Source organism: Pseudomonas sp. PB120 (assembly GCF_009761815.1).
GTDB lineage: Bacteria > Pseudomonadota > Gammaproteobacteria > Pseudomonadales > Pseudomonadaceae > Aquipseudomonas.
Genome location: NZ_RWIN01000045.1, coordinates 100,143 through 120,338, shown reverse-complemented (window position 1 = coordinate 120,338; position 20,196 = coordinate 100,143). Strand labels below are relative to the sequence as shown.

Here is a 20,196-nt window from a genome sequence, read left to right as displayed (position 1 = left end):
CTCAACCGATTGCAGAGGGTTCTTGATGAAAATGCTTCCCCTACGTGCGGCCATTGCAGCCGCCTTGCTGAGTGTCGCTGTTGGCGTGTCCGCCAAACCCCTGGTGGTTTGCACCGAAAACAGTCCAGAAGGCTTCGACACAGCCCTGTACACGACTGCAGTCACAGCCGACGCCGCGGCTGAAACCATCTTCAATCGACTGGCCGATTTCAAGCCCGGCACCACGGAAGTGATTCCGGCGCTGGCCGAGTCCTGGGACATCAGCGATGACGGCCTGACCTACACGTTCCACCTGCGCAAAGGCGTCAAGTTCCACACCACCGACTATTTCAAACCCTCGCGCGACATGAATGCCGACGACGTGCTCTGGAGCTTCCAGCGTCAGCTGGACCCGAATCACCCGTGGCACAAACAATCGAGCGTGGGCTTCCCGTACTTTGAAAGCATGGGCTTCAAGGAACTGCTCAAAAGCGTCGAGAAAGTTGACGACAACACCGTCAAGTTCACGCTGACCCGCCGCGAAGCGCCGTTCCTGGCCGACATCGCGATGGCGTTCGCCTCGATCTACTCCGCCGAGTACGCCGACCAGTTGCTCAAGGCCAACAAGACCGGCGACCTGAACAACCAGCCGATCGGCACTGGCCCGTTCGTGTTCCAGCGCTACAGCAAGGACGCGCAAGTGCGCTTCAAGGCCAACCCGGATTACTTCCGTGGCAAGCCGCCGGCTGACGCGCTGATCCTGGCCATCGCCACCGACAACAACGTGCGCCTGCAAAAGCTCAAGGCCAACGAGTGCCAGGTCGCGCTTTATCCGAAGCCGGATGACATCCCGAGCATCAAGAAAGACGCCAACCTGAAGGTTGACGAGATGAACGCGATGACCGTTTCGTACATCGCCATGAACACCTCGCACAAGTACATGAGTGACGTACGAGTGCGCAAAGCCATCGACATCGCCTTTGACAAAGAAGCGGCGGTCAACGCGCTGTTTGGCAAAGGCAATGCCACCGTCGCGGTAAACCCGTACCCTGACACCTTGCTGGGCTATAACCATAAACTGACCAACCCGCCTCGCGACCTGGACAAGGCTCGTGCCTTGCTCAAGGAAGCCGGCGTGCCGGAAGGCACCGTGTTGACCCTGTTCACCCGCAACGGTGGCGGTGCGACCAACCCGAACCCGATGCTGGCCGCGCAGATGATGCAGGCCGATCTGGCCAAGGTCGGCATCAAGCTCGACATCCGCGTCATGGAATGGGGTGAAATGCTCAAACGCGCGAAAAACGGCGAGCACGACATGGTCGCAGCCGGATGGGCGGGTGATAACGGCGACCCGGATAACTTCCTGACGCCTATGCTCAGTTGCGAGGCGGCCAAAAACGGCGAAAACTACGCGCGCTGGTGCAATGACAAATTCCAGGCGCTGCTCGACGAAGCTCGGGCTAAAGTGAACCCGGAAGAACGCGCCGCGCTCTATGAGCAGGCACAGGAGATTTTCAATCAGGACCAGCCATGGATCAGCATGGCGCACACCCGTATGTTTACCGCAATGCGCAAGAACGTAGAGGGCTATCACATTAGCCCCCTTACCACTAATAACTTCGCCACCACCCAGGTGAAGTAGATAAGAAAACTCCCGGTGTCCCTGACTCCAGGGACACCAGGCACGCCTAACCGGCTGATGAGGTACACCAGAAGATGTTTAGTTTTATTGCCCGCCGATTGGGGTTATTGATCCCCACGTTCTTCGGCATCACTTTGCTGACTTTCGCGTTGATTCGCATGATTCCTGGCGACCCCGTGGAAGTAATGATGGGCGAACGTCGAGTCGACCCCGAAATGCATGCTCAGGCAATGGAACGCCTTGGTCTGAACAAACCGCTGTATGCCCAGTACGTGGATTACATCGGCAAACTGGCCCACGGCGATCTCGGAGAATCCCTGCGTACCCGTGAAAGCGTGTGGAGCGAATTCAAGGTGCTGTTCCCGGCCACCTTCGAACTGTCCATGGCCGCCCTGCTGTTTGCCGGCGTCCTTGGCCTGCTGGCCGGGGTCATCGCGGCATTGAAGCGAGGGTCCCTGTTCGACCATGGGGTGATGGGCATCTCCCTCACGGGATACTCGATGCCGATCTTCTGGTGGGGCCTGATCCTGATTATGTTCTTCTCGGTCAGCCTGGGCTGGACCCCGGTTTCCGGGCAGAACGACTTGCTGATCGACGTGGAGCGCAAGACGCACTTCATGTTGATCGACACCTGGCTCAGCGATGAACCGGGCGCGTTGCTCGATTACCTGCATCACTTGATCCTGCCAGCCATCGTGCTGGGTACCATTCCGCTGGCCGTGATTGCACGGATGACCCGTTCTTCCATGCTCGAAGTGCTGCGCGAAGACTACATCCGCACCGCCCGGGCCAAGGGCCTGTCGCCGGCACGCGTGGTGTTCGTCCACGGCCTGCGTAACGCCTTGATTCCGGTACTGACCGTGGTCGGCTTGCAAGTCGGCACGTTGCTGGCCGGTGCGGTCTTGACCGAAACCATCTTCTCCTGGCCAGGCATTGGCAAATGGCTGATCGAAGCCATTGGCGCCCGGGATTATCCCGTGGTGCAAAACGGCATTCTGCTGATTGCCTGCATCGTGATTCTGGTTAACTTCGTCGTGGATATCCTCTACGGCTTTGCCAACCCACGCATTCGTCACCAGCGCTGAGATCAAGACTAATGAGCACTCCAACCCCCTCAGTAGCAGTCGATCAAAGCCTGCTGTATCCGTCGCCGTACAAAGAGTTCTGGCAGGCCTTTGCCAAGAACAAAGGGGCCGTCGCCGGCCTGATGTTCTTCAGCCTGATCGTGTTTTGCGCCCTGTTCGCCCCTTGGGTGGCACCGCACAACCCGAGCGAGCAATTCCGCGACTTCCTGCTCACCCCGCCGGTCTGGCTCGAAGGCGGCCAATGGCGTTTCCTGCTGGGCACCGATGAACTGGGTCGCGACCTGCTGTCGCGTCTGATCCAGGGTTCGCGCCTGTCGCTGCTGATCGGCCTGTCTTCGGTGGTCATGTCGCTGATTCCCGGGATCATCATGGGCCTGCTGGCCGGTTTCTTCCCGCGCGTACTTGGCCCGACCATCATGCGTCTGATGGACATCATGCTGGCCCTGCCGTCCCTGCTGCTGGCCGTGGCGATTGTCGCCATCCTCGGCCCTGGCCTGATCAACACTGTGATCGCCATCGCTGTGGTGTCCCTGCCGTCCTATGTTCGTCTGACCCGCGCTGCGGTGATGGGCGAGCTGAACCGCGACTACGTGACCGCTGCACGCCTGGCCGGTGCCACACTGCCGCGCCTGATGTTCATCACCGTGCTGCCCAACTGCATGGCGCCGCTGATCGTTCAGGCCACCTTGAGCTTCTCCTCGGCGATTCTCGATGCCGCCGCCCTGGGCTTCCTCGGCCTTGGCGTACAACCGCCAACCCCTGAGTGGGGCACCATGCTGGCTTCGGCTCGCGACTACATCGAACGCGCCTGGTGGGTGGTAAGTCTGCCTGGCTTGACCATTTTGCTCAGCGTGCTGGCAATCAACTTGATGGGCGACGGCCTGCGCGATGCGCTGGACCCGAAACTCAAGAACGCCGCCTGAGGAGATTCAAATGTCACTGTTAGAAATCAAGAATCTCAACGTTCGCTTTGGCGACAAGAACGCCGTTCCGGTGGTCGACGGTCTCGACATTACCGTGGACAAGGGCGAAGTCCTGGCCATCGTTGGCGAGTCGGGTTCCGGTAAATCCGTGACCATGATGGCGCTGATGGGCCTGATCGAACACCCGGGCATCGTCACCGCCGACGCGCTGAATTTCGACGGCAAGAACATGCTCAAGCTCAGCAGTCGTCAGCGTCGGCAAATCGTCGGCAAAGACCTGGCCATGGTCTTCCAGGACCCGATGACCGCGCTGAACCCGAGCTACACCGTCGGTTTCCAGATCGAAGAAGTGCTGCGCCTGCACCTGAAAATGTCCGGCAAGCAAGCGCGCAAACGCGCCATCGAGCTGTTGGAAAAAGTGGAAATCCCGGGTGCCGCCAGCCGTATGGAGGCTTACCCGCATCAACTGTCCGGCGGCATGAGCCAGCGCGTTGCGATCGCCATGGCGATTGCCGGCGAACCGAAACTGCTGATCGCCGACGAGCCGACCACGGCCCTCGACGTGACGATTCAGGCGCAGATCATGGACCTGCTCCTGGCGCTGCAGAAAGAGCAGAACATGGGCCTGGTGCTGATCACTCACGACCTCGCGGTCGTGGCCGAAACCGCCCAGCGCGTGTGCGTGATGTACGCCGGCCAAGCGGTGGAAGTCGGTCATGTGCCACAACTGTTCGACATCCCGGCGCACCCGTACAGCGAAGCGCTGCTCAAGGCGATTCCTGAACACAGCCTCGGCGCTGCACGCCTGTCGACCCTGCCGGGCATCGTTCCCGGTCGTTACGACCGCCCGCAAGGCTGCCTGCTGTCGCCGCGCTGCCCATATGTGCAGGACAGCTGCCGCGCGCAACGTCCGGGCCTTGACCCGAAAAGCAACAGCCTCGCCCGCTGCTTCTACCCGCTGAACCAGGAGGTGGCGTAATGGCCGTCGTACTTACCGCCCGCGACCTGACCCGTCACTACGAAGTGTCCCGCGGCCTGTTCAAGGGCCATGCGACCGTGCGCGCCCTGAACGGTGTGTCGTTTGAACTGGAAGCCGGCAAGACCCTCGCTGTCGTGGGCGAATCCGGTTGTGGCAAATCCACCTTGGCCCGTGCCCTGACGCTGATCGAAGAGCCGTCTTCCGGCTCCTTGAAAATCGCCGGGCAGGAAGTCGCCGGTGCCAACAAGTCCGAGCGCAAACAACTGCGCAAAGACGTGCAGATGGTGTTCCAGAGCCCGTACGCCTCGCTGAACCCACGGCAGAAAGTCGGGGATCAACTGGCAGAACCGCTGCTGATCAACACCAACCTGAGCGCCTCGGAACGTCGCGAGAAAGTCCAGGCGATGATGAAGCAGGTGGGTTTGCGCCCTGAGCACTACCAGCGCTATCCGCACATGTTCTCGGGCGGTCAGCGCCAGCGGATCGCCCTGGCTCGCGCGATGATGCTGCAACCGAAAGTGCTGGTCGCGGACGAACCGACCTCGGCGCTGGACGTGTCGATCCAGGCGCAGGTGCTGAACCTGTTCATGGATTTGCAGCAAGAGTTCAACACGGCGTACGTGTTCATCTCCCACAACCTGGCCGTGGTGCAACACGTGGCCGATGACGTGATGGTGATGTACCTCGGTCGCCCGGTGGAAATGGGCCCGAAGAACGACATCTACGAACGCCCGCTGCACCCGTACACCCAGGCGTTGCTGTCGGCCACCCCGACCATCCACCCGGACCCCAACAAGCCGAAAATCAAGATCGTCGGCGAGTTGCCCAACCCACTGAACCCGCCGCCAGGCTGCGCTTTCCACAAGCGCTGCCCGTACGCGACCGACCGCTGCAAAACCGAAGAGCCAGCGTTGCGCCCTCTTGATAATCGCCAGGTGGCTTGCCACTACGCTGAGCAGTTCCTCGACGGCGCGGCGTAAAAAAATGTGGGAGTGAGCCTGCTCTTAACGGCGGCATGCCTGGTCAACTGGAGTGTTGACTGGCGTACCGCCTCACGAGCAGGCGCTTGCGTGGTGATCATCGTTATTTAACGAGCCACCGATCACTTACACGATGACTACATCGACTCCGTCAGCCCAATCAGAGACATCCACGCCGTTAACTTGACGAGCTGTCATAAGAAAACTCCCTTTCGGAGGCACTGTCGCCCAGGATCTCATGACCCATCTACCTTGATCATTCACATCGGCGCGACTGTAAACAGTTTGACCATCGCCATGCTGGTGCAATTGGATTGAAGCGCCAGGCAGACCGCCTCTACCAGAGATTGCGGGTGGCGATCCCACTGTTCCACCTTGCTGAGGAAGTTCAATAACAGGTTTGGACAAAGGACTAACGTAACAATAGACAGGAGTCGAATAACCAGAAGCTAGACTGTTCAAAACTTGATCTGCCGTGAGTGGAAAATACTTGGTCGGCAGAGCTACATCCGGCACACACTCCCAATTTCCGTCGACTCCCACCGTGGCAGAGCCGTATAGAATCGCACCGCTGCCGGCTTCATACAGGCGAACTGTAGCCCCAGGAGTGCCCCTACCGGATATCTTTGATCTTGGGGATAGTGAAGAATCGTTTTTTGGAAAGATAATGTCTGGTGCGGCCATGCCCATCACCAAATCGCCAGAATATGTCCACTTGCTCCAGGCAGGCCAAATGTAATAGTCGAGCATAAAATAAAAGCCTGTTCCCGCCGGAATGAGATTCGCGGGGACATCATACGAAAACTCACGACCCGACTGCCCCTTGTTTTGGAGTATCACAGTAGAGCCGATGAGTATTTTCAGCTCCCAGTCATCCGGATTCGCGATACCTGTACGCCCGACAATTTGAAAACCAGGGGAAACCACTCCAGGCTTGGGCTTAATAATATCAGGGCCTTCAAACCACAAAGGAGCGTTCCCTCGTGCGATAGTCAAAAACCCTCTATGCTTGCTTGCCCAAGGTGAGCGGCCTTTAAAAGTACCACTCCCGGTTATTTTAATGCGGGTCTCACTGGCACTTTCTTTTACCAGAATTTCGAATGCAATGATTACAGTCTCAGGCTTATTGACTGTCACTTTAATAACGCCTTCTTCAACCTCCCCATACAGCCGTCCTCCGACCTCATAAAAAGCCTTGGCTAAACTGCCTGGATGCAAACTGTATTTTTCACTCTCGTACTTTGGAACGTAAAGAACAAATCCCCTTTCAGAATTTGCCCCTTGCAATAGAAAATCAGGGTCATCGTCTGAACCAATGAATTCCACTTCTTTAGTCGTGAACTCACCAAACCCCTCGATAGAAGCATTGAGCTCGCCAGTGGTAATTACCTTATATTGCTCGGGCATGTCGTCGGCTTCCTTTGCTGATGCATTGTGTAAAACGAACACGTGAATGCATCAACTTATAAGCTGCGCAATAAAAAACCGTCTACTGTCAGAGTTGACAGTAGACGGCCTCTATCGCTGACAACTGGACGAGCGGTATTGAGCCGATAAAAATTCGGAGCCGGGCTTCAACTCCTTTGTCTGGGACTACTTGGGCTTTAGGCCCCTTCATCTTCGTCGCCGCTGTCTGGCTCGTCAGTGGTCGAGTCATCATCGTCCGAACTACCGCCCTGCCCTTTGTCTCCGCCTTCAGATTCGGATTTGGCGATCATCATGCCTGTTTGAACGGCCTGGCCGCTGGAGGCGTGCTCACCTTGTTCCGGGCACTCTGCCCATGCCGCCGACATGCCGACAGACAGCATCACCAAAACTTTAAGCAACAGCACAATGCGTTGAAAAATGTTCATAGCCGATTCCATCCTTTCTTGGGTGAAGCCTGGGGGGCCTGCGTGGCGCTAAGTGAAATCTAGTTCCGATTGAAGCGGTTCTCCAGATAGGACGCTAACGAATGGACGGAATGCCGTTGGTGGGGAGATTGGTTTGGAATAGGGTTTATGGCGAAAAATTATTTTGAATTTTAAGAAGACTCCCTGTGGGAGCCAGCCTGCTGGCGATGGCAATCTTTCATTCAAAGGATGTGCTGAATGGGGGGGTAGCCATTTCATTAGGGGGCTGTGTCGGGCACAAAAAACCCCGGTGCTTTCGCGACCGGGGCTTTTGGGTTTGCAGCTCAGCGCTTAGTGATGCTCACGCGTCGCGCGGAATTTCACGTCTGGCCAGCGCTCTTCCATCAGCGCCAGGTTGACCCGCGTCGGGGCCAGGTAGGTCAGGTGCCCGCCGCCGTCGAGTGCGAGGTTTTCCACGGCCTTGACCCGGAATTCCTCGAGCTTTTTCTTATCGTCGCAATCGATCCAGCGCGCGGAGTACACGGTGATCGGCTCGTACGAGCACTCGACCTTGTATTCCTCTTTCAAGCGGCTGGCGACCACGTCGAACTGCAGCACACCAACCGCACCAAGGATGATGTCGTTGCTGCGCTCGGGGAAGAACACCTGGGTCGCGCCCTCTTCCGCCAGTTGCTGCAAGCCTTGGCGCAGTTGCTTGGATTTCAATGGATCACGCAGGCGTACGCGACGGAACAGTTCCGGGGCGAAGTGCGGGATGCCGGTGAAGCCCAGGACTTCGCCTTCGGTGAAGGTGTCGCCGATCTGGATGGTGCCGTGGTTGTGCAGGCCGATGATGTCGCCGGCGAAGGCTTCTTCCAGTTGCTCACGCTCGGAGGAGAAGAACGTCAGGGCGTCGCCGATGCGAACGTCCTTACCGGTGCGCACGTGGCGCATCTTCATGCCTTTCTCGTATTTGCCGGAGCAAATACGCATGAACGCGATGCGGTCGCGGTGCTTCGGGTCCATGTTCGCCTGGATCTTGAACACGAAGCCGCTGAATTTCTCTTCGACCGGTTCCACGGTGCGCTCGTTGGCGACACGGGCCAGCGGTTTCGGCGCCCAGTTGACCACGGCGTCGAGCACGTGATCGACACCGAAGTTGCCCAGTGCAGTACCGAAGAACACCGGGGTCAGCTGACCGTCGAGGAATTCCTGCTGGTTGAATTCGTGGCAGGCGCCCTGCACCAGTTCCAGCTGTTCGATGAAGCGGTCGTACTCGTCGCCCAAGTGCGCGCGGGCTTCATCGGAATCGAGCTTCTCGATGATTTTCACATCAGTACGCTCGTGGCCGTGGCCGGCGGTGTACACGATGATGTAGTCGTCGGCGAGGTGGTACACGCCCTTGAAGTCGCGGTAGCAGCCAATCGGCCAGGTGATCGGTGCCGCCTTGATCTTCAGGACCGCTTCGATTTCGTCGAGCAGTTCGATCGGGTCGCGGATGTCACGGTCGAGTTTGTTGATGAAGCTGACAATCGGCGTGTCTCGCAGACGGCAAACGTCCATCAGCGCGATGGTCCGTGGCTCTACACCCTTACCGCCGTCGAGGACCATCAAGGCCGAGTCCACCGCCGTCAGGGTACGGTAGGTATCTTCGGAGAAGTCTTCGTGGCCTGGGGTGTCGAGCAGGTTGATCATGTGATCGCGATACGGGAACTGCATGACCGACGTGGTAATCGAGATACCCCGCTGCTTTTCCATTTCCATCCAGTCGGAGGTGGCATGGCGGTCGGATTTGCGAGACTTCACCGTGCCAGCAACCGCAATCGCCTTGCCCATCAGCAGGAGCTTCTCGGTGATGGTGGTTTTACCGGCATCGGGGTGGGAAATAATGGCGAAAGTGCGGCGTTTCGCGACTTCGGCGGCCTGTTTGGTCATGGGAAATCGCCTGGCGGTGATTCAAAAAAGGGCGGCGAGTATAGCGCAAACCGAGCCTTACAGACCACCGTTCGCCCGTAGCAGCTGCCGAGCTTGCGAGGCTGCGTTCGGCGGCGCAGCCGTCGTAAAACCAGACGCTGCGGTGTATCAGGTAGACGGCGTTTGTAGACTCTACGACGGCTGCGCCGCCGAACGCAGCCTCGCAAGCTCGGCAGCTGCTACAGGGGAAAACGAGCAGCGTGATGGCTAATTGCTGATAAAAAATGGAACCTTTTAAAACCCGCAGGCGTCCACTCCCCTGTTACTGCACTCGTACCAGGCGCTGAAAAATCAGCACGTTAGCCTGGCGAGGCTGCGCTTATGGCTCGATAAGCCGTTCGCCTTCCCCCTGTAGGAGCGAGCTTGCTCGCGATGAACGTCAACGAAAACGCGGGCTGTCTGGATGAACGCGTTGTCTGGACGTTTTTCGCGAGCAGGCTCCTCCTACAGTGGAACGCGCTCGGCTGAGCTGCTTCTCGCGAACACTGTCTTCGGCAGCCAGGAATGGCGTTGCCACACGAAGCAGTGTTCGCCGACAAAGAAAAAAGGAGTCCGCCTGTGGCTATTCGCTATGGCAAAGGGCTGACAGGAGGTGCGGTTGTCGTCGCCCTTCTGGCCCTGCTGGTCCATTGGATCGGCATCAAAACGATCGAACATTACCGCGACGATTTGTTGTTTTACCTTCAGGCTCACCTGTTTCTCGTCCTTGTTTCCATGCTGGCCGCCCTCGTTGTGGGCATCCCCGCCGGCATTTTCCTCAGCCGCCCGACCCGGGTAGACCGCGCTGAGCGCTTCATGCAGATCTTCAACATCGGCAACACCGTGCCGCCGCTCGCCGTACTGGCCATCGCCCTGGGCGTCCTCGGCATCGGCAGCGGCCCCGCGATCTTTGCCCTGTTCCTCGCCTCGTTGTTGCCGATTGTGCGCAACACCTATGAAGGCCTGAAAAACGTTCAGGGCTCGCTCAAGGAAGCGGCCGTTGGCATCGGCATGACGCCGGCACAAGTGCTGTGGCGGGTCGAACTGCCGAACGCAGTGCCGATCATCATCGGCGGCGTGCGCGTGGCGCTAGCGATCAACGTCGGGACGGCGCCGCTGGCGTTCCTGATCGGCGCCAACAGTCTGGGCAGCCTGATTTTCCCCGGCATCGCCCTGAACAATCAGCCGCAACTGCTGCTCGGCGCGGCTTGCACCGCCCTGCTGGCCTTGCTGCTCGACGGCCTGGTGACACTCGCCAGCCGCCTTTGGCTCGAACGTGGCTTGCGCCCGTCTTAAGCCTCGGCGAAGGAAAAATCATGAAAAAAATTAGCTTATTCATTGGCTGCGCCCTGCTGCTGGCAGGATTGGCCCAAGCCGCTGAAAAACCGGTGATCCGCATCGGCGCCCGGGTATTCACCGAGCAAACCCTGCTCGCGGAAATCACCGCCCAATACCTGCGGACCAAGGGTTACGACACCCAGGTGACTGGCGGCCTGGGCAGCAACCTGGCCCGTAGTGCTCAAGAAAGTGGCCAGCTGGACTTGATGTGGGAATACACCGGTGTCTCGCTGGTGGCTTACAACCACATCACTGAAAAACTCGACAGTGCAAAGTCCTACGCCAAGGTGAAAGAAGTCGACGGAAAAAAAGGCCTGATCTGGCTCACACCGTCGAAATTCAGCAACACCTATGCGCTGGCACTGCCGGAAAAAACCGCCAAGGCTTACCCGCAAATCAACACCATCAGTGAACTGAACACGGTGATGCAGGCCGAGCAAAAACAGAATCACCTGGTGGCGCTGGACACTGAGTTCGCCAACCGTTCCGACGGTCTGGACGGCATGGTCGACCTCTACGGCATGAACCTGACCCGCAAGAACATCCGCCAGATGGACGCCGGCCTGGTCTACACCGCCCTGCGCAACAGCCAGGTGTTCGCCGGTCTGGTCTACACCACCGACGGCCGATTGAACGCCTTCAAGCTGAAACTGCTTGAAGACGACAAGCATTACTTCCCGGACTACACCGCCGCGCCGGTGGTGCGTCAGGTCTACCTCGACGCGCATCCGAAACTGGCAGAAGAACTCAAGCCCCTGGCCGAACTGTTCGATGACGCCACCATGCGCCAGCTCAACGCACGGGTCGATGTCGACCACGAAAGCCCTTCCTCCGTTGCCGCCGATTTCCTGCGCCAGCATCCACTCAACTAAAGAGGAAAAGACATGGAATTTCTGAACGCCTTTTCCCATCTCGACTGGCCACTTGTGCTGCACCTGACCTGGCAGCACATCACGCTGGTTGGCATCGCCGTGACCCTGGCGATTCTGGTCGGCGTGCCGCTGGGCATCCTGATGACGCGCTTCCCGACACTCGCCGGTCCGCTGCAGGCCAGCGCCACGGTGCTGCTGACCGTGCCGTCGATTGCGCTGTTCGGCCTGCTGCTGCCGTTCTACTCCAAATTCGGCCAAGGCCTCGGTCCGATGCCGGCGATCACGGCGGTGTTTCTGTACTCGCTGCTGCCGATCATGCGCAACACCTACCTCGCCCTGACCGGCGTTGAACCGGGCATTCGCGAAGCCGCGCGCGGCATCGGCATGACCTTCGGCCAGCGCCTGCGCATGGTCGAACTGCCCATCGCCGTGCCGGTGATTCTCGCCGGCGTGCGCACCGCCGTGGTCATGAACATCGGTGTCATGACCATTGCCGCGACCATCGGCGCCGGTGGCCTCGGTGTACTCATTCTCGCTTCCATCAGCCGCAGCGACATGTCGATGCTGATCGTCGGCGCCGTGCTGGTCAGTCTCCTGGCCATCTTCGCCGACCTGCTTCTGCAATGGCTGCAACGCACGCTGACTCCAAAAGGACTCCTGAAATGATCGAACTTCAAAACCTCAGCAAGACTTTCCAGAGCAACGGCAAAGATGTGAAAGCCGTGGACGCGGTAAGCCTGACCGTCAATGAAGGCGAAATCTGTGTGTTCCTCGGGCCATCGGGTTGCGGCAAAAGCACCACGCTGAAGATGATCAATCGCCTGATCAAGCCGACCTCGGGCAAGATTTTGATCAACGGCGAAGACACCACGGACCTCGATGAAGTGACCCTTCGCCGCAACATCGGGTATGTGATCCAGCAGATCGGTCTGTTCCCGAACATGACCATCGAGGAAAACATCACCATCGTTCCGCGCCTGCTGGGCTGGGACAAACAGAAATGCCACGACCGCGCCCGCGAGTTGATGAGCATGATCAAGCTCGAGCCCAAGCAGTATTTGAATCGCTACCCGCGTGAACTGTCCGGCGGGCAGCAGCAACGGATCGGCGTGATTCGCGCATTGGCGGCCGATGCGCCGCTGCTATTAATGGATGAGCCGTTTGGCGCGGTGGACCCGATCAACCGCGAGATGATCCAGAACGAGTTCTTCGAGATGCAGCGCGCGCTGAACAAGACCGTGATCATGGTGAGCCACGACATCGACGAAGCCATCAAGCTGGGCGACAAGATTGCGATCTTCCGCGCCGGCAAGCTGTTGCAGATCGACCACCCGGACACCCTGCTGGCGCACCCGGCGGACGAGTTTGTCAGCAATTTCGTCGGCCAGGACAGCACCCTCAAACGCCTGTTGCTGGTGAAGGCCGAAGACGCGGCGGACAACGCGCCGTCCGTCAGCCCGGAAACGCCGGTGGCCGAGGCCCTGGAGTCGATGGACGAACTGGATCGCCGTTATGTGGTAGTCACGGATGGCGAGAACAAGGCGCTCGGTTATGTACGACGTCGCGACTTGCACCGTCAGACCGGCACGTGCGCGCAGTATTTGCGTCAGTTCAATGCCACGGCGGCGTATGACGAGCATTTGCGCATCCTGCTGTCGCGGATGTACGAGTTCAACCGCTCGTGGTTGCCGGTGATGGATGCCGAGCGGGTGTTCCTCGGGGAAGTGACGCAGGAATCGATTGCCGAGTATTTGAGCTCCGGCAAGTCCCGTGGCGGCAAGACCAGCATTGTTTCGCCGGCCGAGGCTGTCGTCTGATCAATAAAAGTGGCAATTGAGTCAAACACTGAACCTGTGGCGAGGGAGCTTGCTCCCGCTGGGGCGCGAAGCGGCCCTCTTTTCAAAAAAGAAGGGGACTGCTGCGCAGTCCAGCGGGAGCAAGCTCCCTCGCCACAGAGATTTTTAACAAGCTCATACACCGGAAAAAAATATCAACACCTACGCTTGTAAGGAACCGCCGAAAAGGACTGGCTAAACGACCAAAACCCCGCCCACTCCCACTTTTCGCTGCCATCGTCGCCGATGTTGACGCCATCACAGTTATCTTTGAGTTAGCAGGCAAAAGCGTCGAACGTGCAGGTATTTTTAACACTGCAGAATTCTTCGGGAACATCCTTCTGTCATCTGGGTCGGTTACAACAAGTGATGCCCGCGACGTGCGTCAGACAAGTGCAAAAACGCGACATTTTTTGTTGATCTCAAGCCCCTCACGCCCTAAAGTTCGCGCCGAACGTCCATGCTGGAAACGATCCATCCGGCTCAAGTACTGACGACGAGACAGCAAGGCCAAGGGAAAGCACCGCTCTTCCCATGGCCTTTTTGCTTTCGGCGACATGCCTTGGGAAGTAGGCGAACCAAAGTGGGGATACGGAGGACGTTCATTTGCACCCATTGTTAATTTCAGTTTGCCAGTAGGAGTTCCCAGCATGTCGATCAACGTCGAAGACTATTTCGCGCGCGATACCTTTCAGAAAATGAAGGCGTTCGCCGACAAACAAGAAACCCCGTTCGTGGTGATCGACACCGCGATGATCAGCCAGGCCTATGATGACCTGCGCGCCGGTTTCGAATTCGCCAAGGTCTACTACGCGGTCAAGGCCAACCCGGCTGTCGAAATCATCGACCTGCTCAAAGAGAAAGGCTCGAACTTCGACATCGCCTCGATCTACGAGCTCGACAAAGTGATGAACCAGGGCGTTGGCCCGGATCGCATCAGCTACGGCAACACCATCAAGAAATCCAAGGACATTCGCTACTTCTACGACAAGGGCGTGCGTCTGTATGCCACCGACTCCGAAGCCGACCTGCGCAACATCGCCAAGGCTGCACCGGGTTCGAAAGTTTATGTGCGCATCCTCACCGAAGGCTCGACCACCGCTGACTGGCCGTTGTCGCGCAAATTCGGCTGCCAGACCGACATGGCCATGGACCTGCTGATCCTCGCCCGTGACCTGGGCCTGGTGCCTTACGGCATCTCGTTCCACGTCGGCTCGCAACAGCGCGACATCAGCGTCTGGGACGCAGCGATCGCCAAGGTCAAAGTGATCTTCGAGCGCCTGAAAGAAGAAGACGGCATCCACCTCAAGCTGATCAACATGGGCGGCGGCTTCCCGGCCAACTACATCACCCGCACCAACAGCCTGGAAACCTACGCTGAAGAAATCATCCGTTTCCTCAAGGAAGACTTCGGTGACGACCTGCCGGAAATCATTCTGGAACCCGGCCGTTCGCTGATCGCCAACGCCGGCATCCTGGTCAGTGAAGTCGTGCTGGTTGCGCGCAAATCCCGTACCGCTGTTGAGCGATGGGTGTACACGGATGTGGGCAAGTTCTCCGGTCTGATCGAAACCATGGACGAAGCCATCAAGTTCCCGATCTGGACCGAGAAGAAAGGCGAGATGGAAGAAGTGGTCATCGCCGGCCCGACGTGCGACAGCGCCGACATCATGTACGAAAACTACAAGTACGGTTTGCCGCTGAACCTGGCGATCGGTGATCGTTTGTACTGGTTGTCGACCGGTGCGTACACCACCAGCTACAGCGCCGTTGAATTCAATGGCTTTCCGCCGCTGAAGTCGTTCTACGTGTAATCCGGCTCGCCGTAACAACAAAAGGTCCATGACATGTCATGGACCTTTTTTTATGCCCGGGACCATTGCCGCATTCGGTCAGTCATCGACTTGACCTCACTCATCACATGCTCGATCTGCGCCAAGGCACAGTTCAATTGGGAGAGTTTGATGGTCGGCCTGACGTTTCGTAACTCACGCTCTGCCGTCGACAGAAAATGTTCCAGTGCGAAGAGGAAGTCGCTCAAATTGTGAATGGCTGAACAAGCGTCTGTCTTGATCGTAAACAGCTCGCGCAGATGCTCGTTCGCCAGGGCCTGACGCGCGTGCGCAGACTGATCCAGGCTGACAATACCATTCAAGCCAGGCAGCCCGGATCCGCCGTCCATATACCAGGTTTCAAGTCGGGAATAACGTGCGTGGCACTCACAGACATTCAACGTCAATGAGCGGAAAAACCGCTCAAACACGTTCTCGATATCGTTGTGCAACTCCTTCGGTACCGCCTTGAAGTCCACCAGCGCAGACTGGGCACGACCCAAGCGCAGAGAAAGCTCGAAAGCCAGACCCGCGACATTCTTGGGAGGAAACCAGATCCACCCCTGCGATCGGGACAGGCTGAACAGTTTGTAATTCATGGTACTGATACTGAAAGAGCGGCCGTGTTTGTGCGACAGTTTGGCGATTACACGGCACTCAGAGGTAAACAGCGCGATGGCGTGCAAGTGTTCATCAAAGACTTTACCCAATGCAGAAATATCCGCCTCAAGCCGTTCCAGATAACCGGTGCTGAATGAAGCCAGCACTTTAAGTCGCTCAGCATCAGGGGTTGTCGTCGGCACATGCCCCTGACGCTGCACATTGTCTGAGTGGCTTTTCAGCTGATCCAGCGTGGCGGGAAGTACCCGCAGAAAATTGAAATATTTTTTCAGCGCAACGAAATGCGTTTGCGCAAGCAGAAACTCATACATGGCAAGTAATCCGATGACACTGACGAAGGCCAGCGTAGAAAACCGTCACGTCGGCAAGGGCAGCGATGCTCGATGAAAGCCGCCCCGGCCTCCGCGAAGGGTGGCGTTACGGCATGGACACCGGCTTCAGAAAGCCCAGAAACCGATTCACTTCGTCTATAGCCCGGGCACTGCGCGCTCTGCCATCACCCCCCTGGTTGCCCTCCATGATCGCCAGGAATTGATCGAATGCAACGACAGCCTGCTTGTACTCGCCCACATATCGCTGACGTTGGTCCTCCAGCGCATGAATCAGCTGAATAAACTCGATCTTGCGCACCGCCTGATCAACATCCTTGTCTTTGAGCGCAATCTTTCGCCCCAGCTCATTGACCTTATCCTGAAGCGTATTGCTTTCCTGGACCATGTTGATAAAGGTGATGCCGGCATTGATATCGGCCATGGCCTTCTTCAGTTCGTCGATCGCAAACATCACGATCTGAGCTTGCGGTGGCGCCATGCCCAGTTCTTTGAGCTTATCGATGGTCAACGCAATGTCTTTGCCGATTTTCTCGATGCCGGCCTTTTCAATAGCGCCGATTGCGTCGGACAAAAACGTGAGCTCACGCTGAAGCCTGGCCTGAGTCTCGACCAACGCTTGCTTGGACTCCTTGGCATCGATTTGGTCTTTTTCCAGGCCAGCGATATAGCCCAATGTGGTGCGTCGGTCATACCCGTCGCTGATGTTATCCAGGCGAATACTCACTTTGCTCGCCTCGTTGCGCGTGATGGCGAGCATTTTTTTCAATGCGGCGATGAGATCTTCTTCAATCTCGTCAAACTCCTCGGAACCCTGCACCGCACCGGACAGTTCCTTCTCAAGCGCCACTAACTTACGAACCTTGGACTCCAGGTCCATCTTGCTGTTGAGGCTCGACTCACGCAGATCCCGGGCGGCGGCATTGACATTGCCGAGCAATCGATGGAAACGATCAAACACGCCCGGCAAGTAATTGAGCCGGATAAAAAGGGCTTCGGCCGAGACAGCACTGTCACGCATCGCGTGATGACTGTCCTTCAGGACCTGAAGATTCGGCGCCGGGTAGTTCTGTCTGATAGAAAAAGTTGTCATTCTGGGTTTCGCCCTTCCTTGGTCCTGGTTGTATTCCCGATCGGCTTCCCTGAAGACTTCAATCAAGAGGTCTGCATCTTGGTGGATTTGCACCCAAGGGCCGACGACCTCTCGAAATGACGACATGAAGCGCCTCAAGCTCAGCGCATCGTCGATACCCAACATGGCGGTCGACGACTCCTCGACATACCGATGCATCACATTCCAGACGTGCATGAGATTCTGCGTGGCCATATCAGCGTCGATGGCAATGACCGTCAGATTTTGCAAGCGCTGCTCGACACGCTTCAACGAACCGAGTGTCTGGTTCATATTGCTCAGGACTTCAATATCCTTGTCCTGCGCCGCGTTCAGCTCCTTGCGCACCGCTCGTACGGCCTCCGCTTCCACTCCGTAGTAAACAGCCATTCCCAAGCCAAAAAGATTCAAACCGGCGGCCGAACCCAGCGCTTTGTCGACCAGCGCCTGGTACTGGGTATTTTTTTCTACGATCTCTGCGGCACGCCGGGCGATGACTTCATCGAGTTTCCTGACTTCGGCGGGATAGGCATTGGTTTGAATCAATGCCACTCGCAACTTGATACCCGGAATTACTTTTTCGCGCAGGTCGTAGCCAAACTTGTCCAGATCGGTTTTTATATCCCGAACACTCACCTGATTGGATGCAACTCTATCGAGTATTTTACCCAGATAATATTTCATGTCCGGAATTGTATCGACGTCAAGTTCTATACCGGGAAACTTGCCACCCAGTTCAAGCTGCAACTTTTTCAGTTGCTCCAGAGTTTTGACATTGTGCTTTTCAAGCAATGGACCGGACTTGAGATCGAGGTAAACCTCTTCCATGTCTTCGCCGTAGCGCTGCATGCTAGCGCCGAACAGCTTGAGTTCGGTGCCGGTGATCATGATGCGCTCGCGTAGCGGTGACCAGCGCCGGGCGTGATCACGAGTTTCGACGAACGTCTTCAGAAAATCGGCGGCCCTGAGACCGTCTCCGCCATCCTGGCCGGCACCGAAGCGCAGGTAGTCGTTCACATCCTTCAAGGTATACGGAAGGGCCAAGCCGGCGGCTTCGTACTTGCGCAGATCAATGACCTGGCTTTTTGTCAGCAACAAACCGGTTTCACGCGCCACTTTGTCCGCATCTGCTTTGGATGCATCGGACAGGGTCTTTGGAACTTCGGTTGCAAACCTGGTTATCGTCTCGTAGTCAGCCCCCTGTAAAGAGTGCTCCCACAACGTGTTATTGCTCATAATTACTCCATTAATTACAGGCAGGAATTTAATTTAAATAACTTAAAGCAGATTGTAACGACGCATTCAATTTAATAGCGCCGAACAAAAGACTAAATCAATTGCAAAAACGCTGTCAAAGAAACCCTGGCAGGGATATATATTAAAAGAATACAAACCTGCAAAGCCAACCACTTCATTTTCATATGAAGCGTCGTTCAGGCTTAACCGAAAAGTGTTTGTTCGTGACGCGCATATTCTTCTGCCAAACACTTGAGCGCGGGGTCAGACGCTTCGCGCAAGCGTTGAGCACTGACCTGCAGGAAGCGCTGATTGCCATTGACCATCGCCAGGCGCAACCAGACCAGCCCTTCGTCAAGCCGGCCCTGCTCCACCAATACAGCGCCATGACTGAACTGCCCGCGAAAATCGCCGGCCTCGGCCGAACGTCGATACCACTCACGCGCAGCTTGCGGATCTGCCGGGCAAAACTGCCCTTCTTCCAGGTACCGTCCCAGCAGGTTCATCGATTTCGCATGGCCGAGCCCTGCAGCGAGGCGATAGAGGTCCAGCGCTTGCGACTGGTCCGCGACGACTCCGCGCCCGGTGGCCAGCAGATTGGCATAGTTGTACATCGCCCAATCCAGCCCGGCGTCGGCGGCGATACGATAGTGATGAGCGGCGACTGAAGTATCGGCCTCGCACCCCCAACCATGTTCATGACAGCGGCCGAGCATGTTGCGCGCCATCAGGTGCCCGCCCCGTGCCGCGATTTCGAACCAGCGCAAGGCCAGCGGCTGATCCTGTTCGATGCCCTGCCCATCCAGCAGGATTTGCCCCAGCAAGGCCTGTGCGTCGAGCAGGCCTTCGCGGGCGGCGATCAGGATGGCTTGCGCGGCGCGTGCGGGGCTTTCTTCAAGCATGGCTCTAAGGCGTTCACCGTCGAGGATTTCCTCGCGGCGCAATTGAAAGGTCATACCTCGACCCAGCGACGCAGCAGGTTGTGATAGGTGCCCGTGAGGCGGATCAGCGAAGGATGATCGGGCATGTCCCGGGTCAATTGCTGAATCGCCCCGTCCATCTCGAATAGCAACGCACGCTGGCTGTCCTCACGCACCAGGCTTTGAGTCCAGAAGAACGAGGCGTATCGCGTGCCGCGTGTCACGGCATTGACTTTATGCAGGCTGGTGCCGGGATACAGGACCATGTCGCCGGCGGGCAACTTCACCCGCTGGGTGCCGAAGGTGTCCTGGATTTCCAGTTCACCGCCGTCGTAATCCTCCGGTTCGCTAAAGAACAGCGTTGCCGACAGATCGGTGCGTACGCGCTCAATGCTGCCCTGGGGCTGCCGCACAGCGTTGTCGATATGAAAGTCGAAACTGCCGCCCGCCGTGTAACAGTTCAGCAACGGTGGGAAGACCTTGTGCGGTAACGCCGCCGACATGAACAGTGGGTTCTTCCACAGCCGCTCAAGCATCGCCGCGCCGACTTCCTTGGCCAGCGGATGACCTTCGGGCAGTTGCAGATTGTGCTTGGCTTTGGCCGACTGGTAACCCGCGGTGATCTTGCCATCCGCCCAATCGGCCTGCTCCAGAGCGTCGCGAATGCGCTGCACTTCTTCTTTCGCGAACACGCCGGGAATGTGCAGCAGCATGGGGCAGACACCAGAA

General features: G+C 57.5%; 17 protein-coding genes. 10 read left to right on the top strand and 7 right to left on the bottom strand.

Features of this window, described 5'->3' with window-relative positions; all coding sequences use genetic code 11:
• The first annotated feature begins 25 nt into the window (after positions 1-25).
• From EJA72_RS09385 to EJA72_RS09365, 5 genes are all read left to right on the top strand, one after another.
• Positions 26-1,621: an ABC transporter substrate-binding protein gene (locus EJA72_RS09385; RefSeq protein ID WP_157711192.1), complete on the top strand. Its 1,596-nt coding sequence runs from the start codon at positions 26-28 to the stop codon at positions 1,619-1,621.
• Between the two features lie 74 nt (positions 1,622-1,695).
• Entirely contained in the window at positions 1,696-2,706 is a 1,011-nt protein-coding gene (locus EJA72_RS09380) for an ABC transporter permease subunit (RefSeq protein ID WP_157711191.1), read from the top strand.
• An 11-nt stretch (positions 2,707-2,717) separates the two neighbouring features.
• The gene (locus EJA72_RS09375) at positions 2,718-3,629 is read left to right on the top strand and encodes an ABC transporter permease subunit (RefSeq protein ID WP_157711190.1); all 912 of its coding nucleotides are present in this window, start codon (positions 2,718-2,720) and stop codon (positions 3,627-3,629) included.
• A gap of 10 nt (positions 3,630-3,639) precedes the next feature.
• Positions 3,640-4,608, top strand: coding sequence for an ABC transporter ATP-binding protein (locus EJA72_RS09370; RefSeq protein ID WP_157711189.1), 969 nt, complete (start codon positions 3,640-3,642; stop codon positions 4,606-4,608).
• On the top strand, positions 4,608-5,588 hold the full coding sequence (locus EJA72_RS09365) for a peptide ABC transporter ATP-binding protein (RefSeq protein ID WP_157711188.1): 981 nt from the start codon (positions 4,608-4,610) through the stop codon (positions 5,586-5,588). Before EJA72_RS09370 ends, EJA72_RS09365 begins: the two co-directional genes overlap by 1 nt.
• Positions 5,589-5,714: 126 nt before the next feature.
• Here EJA72_RS09365 and EJA72_RS09360 read toward each other — a convergent pair whose 3' ends face one another.
• The 3 genes from EJA72_RS09360 to EJA72_RS09350 form a co-directional block, all read right to left on the bottom strand.
• Entirely contained in the window at positions 5,715-6,995 is a 1,281-nt protein-coding gene (locus EJA72_RS09360) for a hypothetical protein (RefSeq protein ID WP_157711187.1), read from the bottom strand.
• A gap of 197 nt (positions 6,996-7,192) precedes the next feature.
• The gene (locus EJA72_RS09355) at positions 7,193-7,441 is read right to left on the bottom strand and encodes a hypothetical protein (RefSeq protein WP_157711186.1); all 249 of its coding nucleotides are present in this window, start codon (positions 7,439-7,441) and stop codon (positions 7,193-7,195) included.
• 330 nt (positions 7,442-7,771) lie between these two features.
• On the bottom strand, positions 7,772-9,355 hold the full coding sequence (locus EJA72_RS09350; protein ID WP_157711185.1) for a peptide chain release factor 3: 1,584 nt from the start codon (positions 9,353-9,355) through the stop codon (positions 7,772-7,774).
• A 597-nt stretch (positions 9,356-9,952) separates the two neighbouring features.
• On the opposite strand from EJA72_RS09350, the gene EJA72_RS09345 reads away from it, so the two are divergent.
• From EJA72_RS09345 to EJA72_RS09325, 5 genes are all read left to right on the top strand, one after another.
• Positions 9,953-10,669, top strand: coding sequence for an ABC transporter permease (locus EJA72_RS09345; protein WP_178129214.1), 717 nt, complete (start codon positions 9,953-9,955; stop codon positions 10,667-10,669).
• A gap of 20 nt (positions 10,670-10,689) precedes the next feature.
• On the top strand, positions 10,690-11,583 hold the full coding sequence (locus EJA72_RS09340) for a glycine betaine ABC transporter substrate-binding protein (protein ID WP_157711183.1): 894 nt from the start codon (positions 10,690-10,692) through the stop codon (positions 11,581-11,583).
• A gap of 12 nt (positions 11,584-11,595) precedes the next feature.
• Positions 11,596-12,249, top strand: a complete 654-nt coding sequence (locus tag EJA72_RS09335; RefSeq protein WP_007942812.1) for an ABC transporter permease — start codon at positions 11,596-11,598, stop codon at positions 12,247-12,249.
• Positions 12,246-13,400, top strand: coding sequence for a betaine/proline/choline family ABC transporter ATP-binding protein (locus tag EJA72_RS09330; protein WP_157711182.1), 1,155 nt, complete (start codon positions 12,246-12,248; stop codon positions 13,398-13,400). Before EJA72_RS09335 ends, EJA72_RS09330 begins: the two co-directional genes overlap by 4 nt.
• A 668-nt stretch (positions 13,401-14,068) precedes the next feature.
• Positions 14,069-15,232, top strand: a complete 1,164-nt coding sequence (locus EJA72_RS09325) for a type III PLP-dependent enzyme (protein ID WP_123355945.1) — start codon at positions 14,069-14,071, stop codon at positions 15,230-15,232.
• A 50-nt stretch (positions 15,233-15,282) separates the two neighbouring features.
• Here the strand turns inward: EJA72_RS09325 and EJA72_RS09320 are convergent, their stop codons facing one another.
• The 4 genes from EJA72_RS09320 to EJA72_RS09305 all read right to left on the bottom strand — a co-directional run bounded on the left by EJA72_RS09320 (position 15,283) and on the right by EJA72_RS09305 (position 20,180).
• The gene (locus EJA72_RS09320; RefSeq protein WP_157711181.1) at positions 15,283-16,182 is read right to left on the bottom strand and encodes a hypothetical protein; all 900 of its coding nucleotides are present in this window, start codon (positions 16,180-16,182) and stop codon (positions 15,283-15,285) included.
• 106 nt (positions 16,183-16,288) lie between these two features.
• Positions 16,289-18,547 carry an alpha-xenorhabdolysin family binary toxin subunit A gene (locus EJA72_RS09315; protein ID WP_157711180.1) on the bottom strand — a complete coding sequence of 753 codons (2,259 nt, stop codon included), beginning with the start codon at positions 18,545-18,547 and terminating at the stop codon, positions 16,289-16,291.
• A 203-nt stretch (positions 18,548-18,750) separates the two neighbouring features.
• Entirely contained in the window at positions 18,751-19,503 is a 753-nt protein-coding gene (locus EJA72_RS09310) for a tetratricopeptide repeat protein (RefSeq protein ID WP_157711179.1), read from the bottom strand.
• Positions 19,500-20,180, bottom strand: a complete 681-nt coding sequence (locus tag EJA72_RS09305; RefSeq protein WP_157711178.1) for a Fe2+-dependent dioxygenase — start codon at positions 20,178-20,180, stop codon at positions 19,500-19,502. The genes EJA72_RS09310 and EJA72_RS09305 overlap by 4 nt, the downstream gene beginning before the upstream one ends.
• Positions 20,181-20,196 lie beyond the last annotated feature (16 nt).